The sequence below is a fragment of the Oscillospiraceae bacterium genome (assembly GCA_015067255.1).
Classification (GTDB): Bacteria; Bacillota; Clostridia; order Oscillospirales; family SIG519; genus SIG519.
Genome location: SVMS01000002.1, coordinates 125,377 through 138,848 on the forward strand (window position 1 = coordinate 125,377; position 13,472 = coordinate 138,848).

Sequence of the window (13,472 nt, forward strand, 5' to 3'; positions counted from 1 at the left end):
ATATTTATGTATGATATATTCATATTAACAGAAATTGAAAGGATGTTTTTTATGCCGTATTATTTTATTGCTATTGCTGTTTTATTTATTATTTTGCTTTTTTGCTTGAAAATTGTTCCGCAAGCTACGGAATATGTTATTGAAAGATTAGGTAAATATCAGAAAACCTGGAGCGCAGGCTTACATTTTCTTATTCCGATTATCGACAAGGTTGCAAAAAAGGTTACTCTTAAAGAACAGGTACTCGACTCTCCCCCTCAGCCTGTTATCACAAAAGATAACGTTACTATGCAGATAGACACTGTTGTTTATTTCAAAGTTTTTGATGCTATGCTTTTTACCTACGGCGCAGTAAATCCCATAAGCGCTCTTTCCAACTTAACTGCAACTACCTTGCGTAACATTGTAGGTGAATTAGAGCTTGATGATACTTTGACATCCCGTGATACTATCAACGGAAAAATGACAGAAATTTTAGACTCTGCAACTGACCAATGGGGTATTAAGGTTAACCGCGTAGAGCTTAAAAATATTATTCCGCCCTCAGAAATTCAAAACGCTATGGAAAAGCAAATGAAGGCTGAACGTGACCGCCGTGAAACTCTTTTGGAGGCTGAAGGTCACAAAGCGGCAGTTATCACCCGCGCGGAAGGTGATAAGCAGGCTATGATACTTGCCGCAGAGGGTGAAAGAGATGCCAGAATTGCCAAAGCCGAAGGTGAAGCTAAGGCTATTTTCCTTGCCAAAAAGGCAGAGGCTGACGGTCTTGCTGCTTTAAAGGCTGCAGGCGTTGACTCAGCTGTACTTGAGCTTAAAAAATATGAAGCTTTGGTATCTATGTCAAACGGAATTGCTTCTAAAATAATTGTACCTACAGACGCTGTCAATATGACAAAAGCAAATGTATTATTCTCTGAAACCACAGGCTTAGGAGATGTAACTGCTCCTGCTCCCAAAGAAGAAGATGTAAAAAAAGAAGACCCTTGCTGTGAATAATAGCAAAAAGCTTGCTGAGTAAACATCAGCAAGCTTTTTTTATAAATTCCAGTCAATAGGCTCACAGCCATTTTTCTTTAAAAATTCATTTACCTTTGAAAAGTGTCTACAGCCGAAAAATCCGTTATATGCCGACAAGGGACTTGGATGCGCCGCTGTAAATACCCCGTGATGAGTATTGGTTATAAGCTTTGCTTTTTCCTTTGCATTAGCTCCCCAAAGAATAAATGCCACAGGCTTTTCACGCTCGTTTAAAAGGCTTATAACTCTGTCGGTAAAAATTTCCCAGCCTAATCCTCTATGGCTGTTTGGCTTTCCCTCTCTTACGGTAAGAGCAGTATTTAAAAGCAAAACTCCGTTTTCTGCCCAGCGTGTCAGCTCTCCGCTTTTGGAAATTTCAATTCCCAAATCATCATTTAATTCTTTAAAAATATTTTTAAGTGAAGGCGGCGGCTCTACCCCTTTTTTTACCGAAAAGCAAAGACCGTGCGCCTGTCCGTATCCGTGATATGGGTCCTGTCCCAAAATAACCGCTTTTACATCGTTATAATCGGTAAATCTTAAAGCGTTATAAATGTCGTACATATCGGGATAAATTCTTTGAGAAGAATATTCCTTCTTTAAAATATTTCTTAGCTTTATATAATATTCCTTATTGAATTCATCACCCAGCACATCGTCCCAGCCGTTGCCGATTTTAAATTTTACAGTACCCATAAATTTACCTACCCCACAATCCACATTTTCAGTACAGCTAAGCTTTCTCTTAGATAACAAGGCACAAGATTATACCACTGCAAGCCCGTATGCAAATGAGAAACATTTTTAAAGCCTTCGATTTTTGCTATTGCTGTTGCTCTGTAAATATGAAAATTATTAGTAATGACAGCTATTTTATACTCATCTTCAAAATACGCATCAAGTATTTCTTTTGAAAATCTCATATTTTCGTTTGTGGACGTTGCTTTTTCCTCTTTAATTATTTTGTTTTTATCTACGCCGTTTTTTATAAGATATTTTTCCATAGCAGATGCTTCTGTAACAGTTTCCTGAAGACCTTGTCCCCCTGTTACTACAATAAGCGCATCAGGATTTTTACTGTGATATTCTATTGTCTTGTCAAGGCGATACTTCAAAGGAGTGCTTATCACGTCTCCGTGTAAGCCTGCTCCCAAAACTATTATTGCATCCTCAGAATAATCAACATTATCATTGTGCCCGTAAAGTGCTATAAAGCCTACGAGTATTGCCTCTGCACACAATAATATAATTACTGCTATTACTGTAATTTTGAAAAACAAATGCGAGCTTAATATTTGAATTTTTCCATAAAAGCATCCAAGCAGCAAAATAAAAACGCCCAACGCAAGTGTCAACATAACACCAAGATTAAGATTTGACATCATTGCTAATACAAGACCGTATATTGTAAAAATGACACCGAGTATTAATATTATAATTTTTATAGTCATAATTATCTTCTCCCCCAATTATTATACTCTAATTACAAACAAAACACAAGATTATATAGGGCTAAATTTATCATTATTTCATTTCAAATTGTTTATTATGCCATTTTTAGAGGTGTTTTTTTGTATGTTTTTTTGCTTTATATAATAAAAAATTTTTTATTTCGAATTTCTCTTGACAATTGCGAAATAATATTATATAATCTTATTCGCTTCTATATGGCGGCATAGCTCAGCTGGCTAGAGTACTCGGTTCATACCCGATTGGTCGTAGGTTCGAATCCCACTGCCGCTACCACACTGTGGCAGTAGAAAATACTGCCACGGTGTATATAATTTAATATGGCGCGTTGGTCAAGCGGTTAAGACACGGCCCTTTCACGGCTGTAACACGAGTTCGATTCTCGTACGCGTCACCAAAAAAGAAGGAACTTTTGTCTACCAAAAGTTCCTTCTTTTTTTATCCATGCCGCAGGCTTGGCATATCATCATCGCGCGAAGCGTGGTGCATATCATCAGCCCTTCGGGCTGTATCTCATCACGCGCCAGCGTGCATTTCTTCTGCGGCTTGATGATATACAACACTTTGTGTTGATGATATGCAATTCCTTCGGAATTAATGATATACAAGGCTTCGCCTTGATTTGTTTACATAAAAGTGATATAATGCTTTCGAAAGGAGTGGTTATATGTCTAAAAACTATTTGCTGATCTATTCCGAGCAGCTTGCAACAGAAATAGAATTACTTTGCCAAAATATTAAAGCACCATCTAACACTCTTTTCCAAATCCGTAAAAGTTCAAGCAGCGTTTATGCAAACATTCGTGAAGCAAACTATGGTCAGAGCAAAGCGGATATGCTTTCAAAATTTGAAATTGCATTAAAGGAATGTAGCGAAACAGAAGGCTGGTTGCGCTTGTTATTCAATACGAACAGTATTGACGAGGAAACTTATAAAGCGCATAGAAATCTCTGTGGTCGAATCAGAAGAATGTTGATTGCAAGTTGCAAAACACTAAAGGAGAATACAAAATGACCATAAAGAATGATGTCGTACTTTGGGATGACGGAAAAGATAAGCTTCGTTTATTCTCAGTGTCGATAGACCAACAATATATGTACATTAACGAATTGCCATGTATCACATTTGGAATTTCATTTGAAAACGCATATTATAAGGGATATGATATTTTTACATTGTTCGACCTTTTTTACTCAGAAACAATTAAGAAGATAGAAAAAACATATCGTAGTTTAAACGGTACTTTTCGTATTAAAGATGACGGTGCAGATACTGACGGATATATTGATTTTGAGATGATAAACGGCAGATTGTATATTAAAGGTCAGCTCGGTGCGTCCTTTACTTCACATTCTTTAAAGTTTGAATTTAAAGCAGATCAAACTTTAATCGGAGAGCTTTTGAAATCTATTACCGTTTAATTGATATGATATAATACTTTGTAACCCTTTTAATCTATTTAGTATCAGGAGGTATGAATATGTCTTATAAAACAAAGAAAATATTTATTAACTCCGCAAAAATATTACTGTGCGCTTTTTTGCTTTTTTTAATTGTTTTTCTTGTTGATTATATCAGAGTAAGCATTATACTTGGAAACAGACCTACAAAAACTGCGCACAGCGTTAAAGAGATGAAAATTATAGAGGAAGTTCAGGGCTTTAATTTTCCCGAAAACACAAAAATTATATACTCTAAATACAATTCAGCATTTCGAGACCCAAGCTTTAATTATTCATTTGAAATTCCTCAAAATATGCTTGATACCCTCGTTTCCCGACTGAAAGAAAATTACGTTCCCGATGCTTTAGAAACGGAAAATTCGACCGACAATGATTCTCTGCCGATTATAATTACCGATTCTTCGAAAACAAAAGACTACAATTTCGGACTTTCTCAAAATACACTTGACAGCCTTGTTTCCAAAGTGGAAGAAAGCTATAATTCTAAAGCTTTAGAAAACGCTGATGCGATTGACGATAAATCCGACACACTTTTTCTGAGCTATTCTTCCAAAAAGGCAGATATACATTTATACGTTTTTACAACAGGGATTCAGATTATATCACAGTAGATGTCCAACTAGACGGCATTGACCAAAAGATAAGTAAGATGTTCAAGAACTCACTTGCATTGATAAAAATATATTAAAATCTGAGCAATCTCTTAAAGAAATTGAGATTGCTCTGTTTTTTAAAAAAATAGCCTCTTTTTCTATTATTTTATCTTGTTTTTTCTACAATTTTATGATATAATAGCTTAGATTGGATAATTCTTTTTTGTTGAATGGATTTTTGCTATGAAAAAAATTACAATTATTACCGGTCATTACGGTACAGGGAAAACAAATATAGCTATAAATCTTGCTCTTGAAAGCGCAAAGCTACATAAAACCGTTATTGTAGATCTGGACATTGTAAACCCTTATTTTCGCACCTGCGATTCCACTGAGCTTTTAGAAAAAAGCGGTGTTTATGTTATTGCTCCCGAATTTGCAAATTCAAACCTTGATTTACCCTCATTGCCCAGCACTGTAGCAAGCGTTTTTGACGGAGATTATGAGTCGGTTATTTTCGACGTTGGCGGAGACGATGCAGGAGCTATTGCTTTAGGTCGTTACAGCAACAGAATAAAGAGCTTTGATTATGAAATGTACTGTGTAATCAGTATGTACCGTCCTCTTATTGCCGAGCCTTTGGATGCTGTTGAAAATATGAGAGAGATTGAGATGGCATCCCGTCTTAAAATAACGGGGCTTATAAACAATTCAAGTTTAGGTGCACAAACAACCCCTCAGGATATTTATGACTCTTTTCAATATGCTCAGAAGGTGTCCGAGCTATCGGGCATTCCTTTAATTTACACCACCGCTGACAAAAATGTCGGCAAGGTTGACAACACAAAAACAATAAGCCTTTATACAAAGACTGTTTGGTAAATATTTTTTAATCACAAGGAGGAAAACACAATGGCAAAAGTAAGCTTTTTTGAGGACAAGTGCAAGGGCTGTGAGCTTTGCGTTACAGTATGTCCCAAAAAAATAATCAAAATGGAAAGAAACAAGCTGAATGCAAAAGGATATAATCCGGCAAATGTCAGTCAAGAGGATATGGTAAACTGCATAGGTTGCGCTATGTGTGCAAGAATGTGTCCCGACTGCGTAATTGTTGTTGAAAAATAGTTTTTCTTAAGAAAGGATGAAAAAGATGTCGGAAAAAGTTTTAATGAAAGGAAACGAAGCTGTTGCCGAGGCTGCTATCAGAAGCGGCTGTAAGCATTTCTTCGGATATCCTATTACTCCTCAAACTGAGGTTGCCGCATATATGGCAAAAAAATTACCTAAAATAAACGGCGTGTTTTTACAGGCTGAAAGTGAAGTTGCAGCTATAAATATGGTTTTAGGCTGTGCATCTACAGGAACAAGAGTTATGACCTCTTCCTCTTCTCCCGGAATTTCACTTAAAACAGAGGGTATTTCATACATAGCAGGAAGCGACCTTCCTTGTGTAATTCTTAACATTCAGAGAGGCGGCCCCGGCTTAGGCGGTATTCAGCCCTCTCAGGCCGATTATTTCCAGGCTACAAAGGCTTTAGGACACGGCGATGCTTATACCTTAGTATTTGCGCCTTCCTCTGTTCAGGAAATGGTTGACCTTGTTCAAGAGGCTTTTGACCTTGCTGACCTTTACAGAATGCCTGCTCTTATTTTGGGCGACGGCGTTTTAGGTCAGATGATGGAGCCTGTTGAATTTAAAGAGAGAACTCCCCGTGAGCTTCCCGCTAAGGATTGGGCTGTTACAGGTACAGAAAATAAAAGAGACCATAACGTTATCAATTCTCTTTATTTACAGCCTGACCAATTGGAAAAGACTGTAGTTGACAGATTTAAGAGATACGAAATAATTAAAGAAAATGAAGTAATGGTAGAAGAGGATTACTCTGCCGATGATGAAATTATCGTTGTTTCATACGGCGCTACCTCAAGAATTGTAAAGAGCGCAGTTAAGACAGCAAGAGATAAGGGACTCAAGGTTGGTATGATAAGACCTATCACTCTTTGGCCCTTCCCCGAAAAGCAAATTGCAAAGGCTGCTGATACTGCTAAGACCTTCCTTACTGTTGAAATGAGTATGGGACAGATGATTGACGATGTTAAACTCGCAGTAAACGGAAAATGTCCCGTTGAATTCTTCGGAAGAACAGGCGGTATTATTCCCTCTCCCGCAGAAATTCTTGAACAGATCGAAAAACTATCCGGAGGTATAAAATAATGGCTGTTGTATTTGAAAGACCGAAAGCTTTATTAGATGTTTCAACACATTACTGCCCCGGCTGTACTCACGGTATTATTCACCGTCTGGTTGCTGAGTGTCTTGATGAGCTTGATTTAACAGGAAAGGCTATCGGCGTTGCGCCTGTAGGCTGTTCTGTATTGGCATATGATTATTTTGCTTGTGATATGATTGAGGCTCCTCACGGACGTGCTCCTGCAGTTGCTACAGGCGTTAAACGTGCAAAGCCCGACAACTTTGTATTTACATATCAGGGTGACGGTGACTTAGCGGCTATCGGTACTGCTGAAACAGTACATGTTGCTACAAGAGGCGAAAATGTTACTATAATATTTATAAACAATGCAATTTACGGTATGACCGGCGGTCAGATGGCTCCTACCACTCTTCCCGGTCAGGTAACACAGACTACTCCTTACGGAAGAGATACCTCAAAAGCAGGCTTCCCTGTAAGAGTTTGTGAGATGCTTTCTACTCTTGACGGCGTTGCTTACGCTGAAAGAACTGCTATTGACGGCATCGGCGGTATTACAAAGACAAAAGCGGCTATCAAAAAGGCTTTTGAAACCCAGATTGCAGGAAAAGGCTTCTCAATAGTTGAAGTATTGTCAACCTGTCCTACCAACTGGGGACTTGCTCCCAAGGATGCTATCCAATGGCTAAAGGACAATATGATTCCTTATTATCCCTTGGGCGTATACAAGGATAAAACCAACGAATAAATTAAATTTCAAACTGTTTATCAGACTCACGGTAAACAAGTATTAAATTTTGTGAGTCGGAAAGGCTAAAGACACATTATGAGTACTCATACATTTGTTCTCGCCGGTTTTGGCGGTCAAGGCGTTCTTTTTATCGGAAAGGTTATTTCCTATTCCGGAATGGTAGACAATAAGGAAGTTTCCTGGCTTCCTTCATACGGACCTGCTATGCGCGGAGGTACAGCTAACTGTTCTGTTACTGTTTCCGACGAGCCTATCGGTTCTCCTCTTGTTTTAAATCCCAAAAATCTTATCGCTCTCAATCTTCCCTCTTTCGATGCTTTTGAAGCAAAGGTTGAAGCAGGCGGAATGATTTTTGCTGACAGCTCACTTATCGACAAAAAGAGCAGCAGAACAGACGTTACAGCTTTTTATATTCCTGCTACACAGCTTGCTCTTGACAACGGCTTAAAAGGCCTTGCAAATATGATTATTTTCGGAAAAATGCTTAAAGAAACAGGCTTTACAACTATAGAAACAGTTAAAAAAGCTTTGGAAAAATGTATTCCTCCGAAAAAAGCTGATATGCTTGAGCTTAATATAAAAGCTATTGAAATCGGATACAATTATTAATTATTTTAACGGAGGCTATTCTGATGTCAGTTAAAAATTTTGAAATTGCTCAGCGTATGAAAGAAATCAGAGAGCTTTCCGGCTATTCTATGGTTGACCTTGCAAAAGCTATGCAGATGGAGCCTTCGGAATATGCCGAGTACGAAAGCGGAAAGCTGTCAATTCCCGTCAGCCTTCTCTACGATGTATGCAACGTTCTTGAAATCAGTATGACCGAGCTTCTTACAGGTGAAAAAGCAAAGCTTCACAACTACTCTGTTGTAAGAAAAAATAACGGTCTTGAGGTCGAAAGAACTGCAGGCTATAAATATCAAAATCTTGCTCATTCTTTCAACGGTCGAAAAATAGAGCCTCTTTTGGTTACTGTTGAGCCTGTGCCTGACGGTGAACCTATGCATTTAAACGACCATAACGGACAGGAATATCACTATTGCGTTGAAGGACGTATGCTTGTGCGAATAGGAGAGCACGAGGTAATTATAAATGAGGGTGACTCCCTCTATTTCAACTCCGCATTACCTCACGGAATGAAGGCTCTTGACAATAAGCCCTCCAAGCTTTTAGTTATTGTTATTTAATTTTGCATTATATATATTTAAGAACTGGTGGTGACGTGAGCACTTGCTCATCATATGAGAGTTGCTGAAAAATTTGCCAATATGAGCTTTGAAAGCTATGAGGATTTCAAGAAAAATTTCAAAATAAATATCCCCGAAAATTTCAATTTTGCCCGTGATGTCATTGACGATTACGCTCAAAATGCTCCTGACCAAAAAGCTTTGGTTTGGTGCAACGACGAAGGACAAGAGAAAATTTTCACCTTTTCGGACATTTCAAGGCTTTCAAAGAAAGCTGCAAATGCGCTTCGCTCTTTGGGAATTAAAAAAGGCGACAGAGTTTTGCTTATGGTTAAAAGACGCTATCAATATTGGTACATAAACCCTGCCATTTGCAGACTTGGCGCCGTTATTATCCCCGCCACTCATCAGCTTACCGAAAAGGATATAAAATACCGTATACAAAAGGCTAACGTAAGCCTTATCATCGTTGCAAATGACCCTTATCTGACTAATGCTTTAAATGATTTAAAGCCTCAGATGCCAGACGTTAAAATGGCTACAATAAGCGGAAAATGCGACGGTTTTATAGATTTTGATGAGCTTGTCGAAAAAGCTTCCGAGGACTTTGTTGAGCCTACCGGCGATGAAATGCCTAAAAATAACGACCTTATGCTTTTGTATTTCACGTCAGGTACAACAGGTATGCCTAAAATGGTTGCTCATAACTTTGTTTATCCTTTAGGACATATTTTGACTGCTGGCTTCTGGCAAAATCTTAAAGAAACCGACCTGCATCTTTCCTTAGCCGATACAGGCTGGGCAAAATGCTCCTGGGGCAAGCTTTACGGACAGTGGATTATGGGTGCTGCCGTATTTGTTTATGACTATGAGTCCAAATTCCAGCCTATTGAAATTGCTCAGATGATAGAAAAATATCATATAACAACATTTTGCGCACCCCCTACAGTTTTCCGTTTCCTTATTAAAGAGGACCTTTCGGGAATTGACCTTTCCTCTTTAAGAGCTACCTATAACGCAGGCGAATCCCTCAACCCCGAGGTTTACAGACAATGGTACAACCTTACAGGAATTAAGCTTCGTGAAGGCTTTGGACAAACGGAAACTCCCGTTATCGTTGCTTGTTTCCCTTGGTTTGAGCCAAGACCCGGCTCTATGGGTAAGCCCTCCCCTATTCTCAACGCTAAGCTTATAAATCCGAGAGGAGAAATTTGCGAGGTTGGTGAAGAGGGAGAAATATGTATTGACTTAAAGAACGGTATTCCTACCGGTGTATTTTATGAATACCACGAGGAAAAGGAAATGACCTCCTCCGTTATGTTTGACGGCTTATATCACACAGGCGACGTTGCCTGGTGCGATGAGGATGGATATTTCTGGTTCATCGGCCGTTCCGACGACGTTATAAAATCTTCGGGCTACAGAATAGGACCTTTCGAGGTTGAATCGGCACTTGTTGAACATCCTGCTGTACTTGAAACTGCCATAACAGCTGTTCCCGACCCTGTAAGAGGACAAATAGTTAAAGCAACTATCGTTCTTGCCAACGGATACACTCCTTCAGAAGAGCTTAAGGTTGAGCTTCAGCAACACGTTAAAAGAGTTACTGCTCCTTACAAATATCCCAGAATAATAGAATTTGTAAATGAGCTTCCCAAAACAATTTCCGGTAAAATAAGACGTGTTCAGATACGTAACGAAGATGCAGAGAAATAGCAAAAAATCAGACATTCAAAACGAATGTCTGATTTTTTTATAGGCTTAATTTAAAGCTTTATCATATCAGAAGGAATACTTGCAACCTTTTTAATAGATGTTACTCTCAATGAATCAACAACAGGAGTAAATCCTGCAATCTCGAAAGAATAATCACCTTGAACTATTGAAAGATTAGAAAATCCGCTGTATGTGTATTCTACTGCATAGTAGTAATCATGTACTAAAGTGGGGGGATCTGCCTCATAATCACACTTAACACAATCCATATAAACGGTAAATTTTCCTTGTCCGTTATCCACATATCCAACTTCTTTATGTTCATATTCCGGTGGACCGCCTGCGGCAGGAAGCTCAATATTAAAGAAGCCGTTTGAATATGTGTGTCCACCAAACAAGAACGAATATCTTCCAAGAGCTTTAAGTTCCTCAAACTGAGCATCTGTTATAACAAACTTATTTCTTATAGTGGCAAGCATATCTGCTTCAGGAACTTTATAATGCCATTCATCAACTGCATATTCATCCTTTGCAGCAGCATTCCACGATTTCATAAGCATAACCTCATAGGAAACTGCGCCGCTATCCTTTATATCGGGGTATCCATCCCATGTGTAAGATGCGTTCACAACAGAAAACTTCTTTTGAGCAAAATTATTCTGTGAACAAAGGGTGCATTTGCCGTTTTCAACCTTATGCGCTTCGGTTCCAAGAGACGCATTACAATCTGCACAGACAAGGTTATGATTTACCATATCAAGCTTGGAAGCGTCAATAGTATTCTTTCCTGTTGCAGCAGGAGTTGCCTTTTTGTTTGTGTGCTTGCAAGCAGGTGCTGAGCTTGTGTTGGAAGAAGGCTCTGAAGAGCTTTCAACAGAAGATGTATCAGAAGAAATCTCCTCTGAAGATGTAATCTGTGAAGAACTGTCTTCTTCAGGAAGTATGTCCTTTGAAACAGAAGCTTTAACCTCAGCCTCTATTTTCATTTCGGTAAGCTTAGTATTAACAGAGGTTTTAACCTTGTCAAGAATCTCTGTTACGTCATTATCTTTAACCGATGCAATCTTTATATCAACAACTGCATTCTCTTTGATAAATCCGCCGTCATTCGCTGCAACAACAAGATTTTGAACAACCGTTTCAGCCTTTTGGTCTTTAAATGATATATTTTTTATTGTTTTAGCATCGTCATTGATTGCTTCAACAGCCAAAACAACTCCTTCTTCATCAAGATAAAGTCTGAATTGAGGGTTAATTGTTACAAGCATAACCGTTGCATAGTTCTCGGGCTTCTCAAAATCCCCCGATACGATATCCGAAGATGTGTCTCCTGCGGATTTAGGAGAACAGCCTGCAAAACAGGATAATAAAAGTACTGCTAAAATTAATAAAGAAATAATCTTTTTCATAATATTTCCTCCTTTTTTATTCTTTTATTATATCACTTTGAAATATATAAATCAATAGCAGACAAGCAAGTCTGCCTTTTATATAGTCTGCAATGTGCCACATCAAAAGATGCGGCACATTTCATGCGTTAGCATTTCATTCATAACATGAATTTCATTTGCCGTAAGGCAAATTTAATTACAAACAATCTCCGATTATTTGTTTGCTTCTTCAATAGCAACTGCGTGGGCAACTGTCATTTAAAATATCGTGTTTTTGCTTATTCTCAAATAGGCTTACGAATAAATTCAAAAGTTGTTTGCGATTGGTCAGTTTTTTTCATCAATTAGTCTTAATAACGTGATTATACATGCTTTCAACGCTATCATTCATATTTTGAGGAACTATTGATATCTCCGGATGAGCTTTTTGAAAAACCACAAAAATCTGATGTGCAAAACCTTGTCCCATCCATTCTATTCCATCAAAGTCCAGAATAGCTTCTTCAAATTTTTCCAAGCGATTGCATACTCTTTTCGCTTGAGAACGAGATACGGGCGCTGCATCAAAAATATTTTTGAGTGGAATTCTGGTTGTAATAAAGCTTCCCTCAATATCTGAATATTGGTCAAAAATCTCTTTAGGAGTCTTATGAGTGAAATTTGATAAAGACATCAACACACAAGTTCCTTTAACCTTGCTACTAATATCAAGAATGTTATCATCTTCAAATTTAGATGATGTAAATATTTTACCGCTGGATGAAATCAAAAAAACATCCATCATTTTAGATGTAAAGAAAATTCCTTCTCCGGAATGGTTTGCTTCATCAGTAGTTAACTTACCTTTAAACAATTCACAAATTGCTTCATCTAAGTTAGGTAAATCAAAGTGATTTTTGATCTTTTCAAAAATACCCACCCCATCGTCCATTAATAACACGTATGTTTTTAAATAATTTTGAATAATAATTACCTTCATATTCTCCGCATTAGAATGATCAATAACGTTATTAACCATTTCACTCAAGCCATAAGACCAAATACGTCGAACGTTCTCACCCAAGTGCTTAATTTCTTTTTCAAGACAAACCTCATAGGGAAGAGTATCACTTATTAAATCTCCTGCACTTCTTTTGAAGGTGTATTCATTATGCGTATTTACTAAATTGTACTTACCTCTCTTTTGCTTTTCAATAATACCCTTTTCAATCAATTCATTCAAATAAGTATGAACCGTATTTGTGCTAATATTAAAGGTTTCTGCCACAACCTTGGAAAGACTCTGTGTTTCTGCAACTATCTTTTCCAAAATATATAAAACAATAGTTTGCTTTTTTTCAGTCGTGTATTTCATAAAAACACCTCCTCAAATATCTATAACCATTATAGTTCACAATTTTGTTTTTGTCAACGCTTATTACTGAAAAACAATATAGTTATTACTCTTAAACTTAAAATTATTACTATTTATGTAATTTATCAGTAATAACTACACCTATTAATTACATCATATATTATGATATGATATATAACCCTCATTCATAAAAAATTGGGAGCGGTTTTGTGCCGCTCCCTTTTAGTTTTTTGAGTAGTGAAATATATTTGTAAATTGTTGTTCTGCTCATATTTACAAATTATACTTCTCTTTTGTTGTGTTTATAGAAGAAATTAAA

Annotated in this window: 15 protein-coding genes and 2 tRNA genes; 13 read left to right on the forward strand and 4 right to left on the reverse strand. The window is 37.6% G+C overall.

What is annotated here, in order from left to right; translation table 11 throughout:
- Nucleotides 1-51 precede the first annotated feature (51 nt).
- Nucleotides 52-996, forward strand: a complete 945-nt coding sequence (locus E7480_01255; GenBank protein ID MBE6903219.1) for an SPFH/Band 7/PHB domain protein — start codon at nt 52-54, stop codon at nt 994-996.
- A 39-nt stretch (nt 997-1,035) separates the two neighbouring features.
- On the opposite strand, the gene E7480_01260 is transcribed toward E7480_01255, so the two are convergent.
- Together E7480_01260 and E7480_01265 are read right to left on the reverse strand one after the other, a co-directional pair.
- On the reverse strand, nt 1,036-1,713 hold the full coding sequence (locus E7480_01260; protein ID MBE6903220.1) for a uracil-DNA glycosylase: 678 nt from the start codon (nt 1,711-1,713) through the stop codon (nt 1,036-1,038).
- An 8-nt stretch (nt 1,714-1,721) separates the two neighbouring features.
- Nucleotides 1,722-2,468, reverse strand: a complete 747-nt coding sequence (locus E7480_01265; GenBank protein MBE6903221.1) for a YdcF family protein — start codon at nt 2,466-2,468, stop codon at nt 1,722-1,724.
- A gap of 218 nt (nt 2,469-2,686) precedes the next feature.
- On the opposite strand from E7480_01265, the gene E7480_01270 reads away from it, so the two are divergent.
- The 12 genes from E7480_01270 to E7480_01325 all read left to right on the forward strand — a co-directional run bounded on the left by E7480_01270 (nt 2,687) and on the right by E7480_01325 (nt 10,408).
- A tRNA-Met gene (locus tag E7480_01270) sits at nt 2,687-2,763 on the forward strand.
- A gap of 46 nt (nt 2,764-2,809) precedes the next feature.
- Nucleotides 2,810-2,884: transfer RNA gene (locus tag E7480_01275), tRNA-Glu, on the forward strand.
- A 270-nt stretch (nt 2,885-3,154) separates the two neighbouring features.
- A complete protein-coding gene (locus tag E7480_01280) occupies nt 3,155-3,502 on the forward strand; it encodes a four helix bundle protein (GenBank protein MBE6903222.1) in 348 nt (115 codons plus the stop codon).
- Complete coding sequence (locus E7480_01285) at nt 3,499-3,909, forward strand: hypothetical protein (protein MBE6903223.1); 411 nt, start codon at nt 3,499-3,501, stop codon at nt 3,907-3,909. Before E7480_01280 ends, E7480_01285 begins: the two co-directional genes overlap by 4 nt.
- Nucleotides 3,910-3,968: 59 nt before the next feature.
- On the forward strand, nt 3,969-4,562 hold the full coding sequence (locus tag E7480_01290; protein MBE6903224.1) for a hypothetical protein: 594 nt from the start codon (nt 3,969-3,971) through the stop codon (nt 4,560-4,562).
- Between the two features lie 225 nt (nt 4,563-4,787).
- A complete protein-coding gene (locus E7480_01295; protein MBE6903225.1) occupies nt 4,788-5,426 on the forward strand; it encodes a ParA family protein in 639 nt (212 codons plus the stop codon).
- A 30-nt stretch (nt 5,427-5,456) separates the two neighbouring features.
- Nucleotides 5,457-5,669: a 4Fe-4S dicluster domain-containing protein gene (locus E7480_01300; GenBank protein ID MBE6903226.1), complete on the forward strand. Its 213-nt coding sequence runs from the start codon at nt 5,457-5,459 to the stop codon at nt 5,667-5,669.
- Between the two features lie 25 nt (nt 5,670-5,694).
- On the forward strand, nt 5,695-6,759 hold the full coding sequence (vorB, locus tag E7480_01305) for a 3-methyl-2-oxobutanoate dehydrogenase subunit VorB (protein MBE6903227.1): 1,065 nt from the start codon (nt 5,695-5,697) through the stop codon (nt 6,757-6,759).
- Nucleotides 6,759-7,502: a 2-oxoglutarate oxidoreductase gene (locus E7480_01310; protein ID MBE6903228.1), complete on the forward strand. Its 744-nt coding sequence runs from the start codon at nt 6,759-6,761 to the stop codon at nt 7,500-7,502. Before vorB ends, E7480_01310 begins: the two co-directional genes overlap by 1 nt.
- A gap of 78 nt (nt 7,503-7,580) precedes the next feature.
- Entirely contained in the window at nt 7,581-8,114 is a 534-nt protein-coding gene (locus E7480_01315; protein MBE6903229.1) for a 2-oxoacid:ferredoxin oxidoreductase subunit gamma, read from the forward strand.
- A 23-nt stretch (nt 8,115-8,137) separates the two neighbouring features.
- Nucleotides 8,138-8,692 carry a helix-turn-helix transcriptional regulator gene (locus E7480_01320; GenBank protein ID MBE6903230.1) on the forward strand — a complete coding sequence of 185 codons (555 nt, stop codon included), beginning with the start codon at nt 8,138-8,140 and terminating at the stop codon, nt 8,690-8,692.
- 54 nt (nt 8,693-8,746) lie between these two features.
- Nucleotides 8,747-10,408, forward strand: a complete 1,662-nt coding sequence (locus E7480_01325) for an acetyl-CoA synthetase (protein MBE6903231.1) — start codon at nt 8,747-8,749, stop codon at nt 10,406-10,408.
- 50 nt (nt 10,409-10,458) lie between these two features.
- Here E7480_01325 and E7480_01330 read toward each other — a convergent pair whose 3' ends face one another.
- A complete protein-coding gene (locus E7480_01330) occupies nt 10,459-11,817 on the reverse strand; it encodes a hypothetical protein (GenBank protein MBE6903232.1) in 1,359 nt (452 codons plus the stop codon).
- A gap of 322 nt (nt 11,818-12,139) precedes the next feature.
- Nucleotides 12,140-13,153, reverse strand: coding sequence for a DUF4325 domain-containing protein (locus tag E7480_01335; protein MBE6903233.1), 1,014 nt, complete (start codon nt 13,151-13,153; stop codon nt 12,140-12,142).
- Between the last annotated feature and the right edge of the window lie 319 nt (nt 13,154-13,472).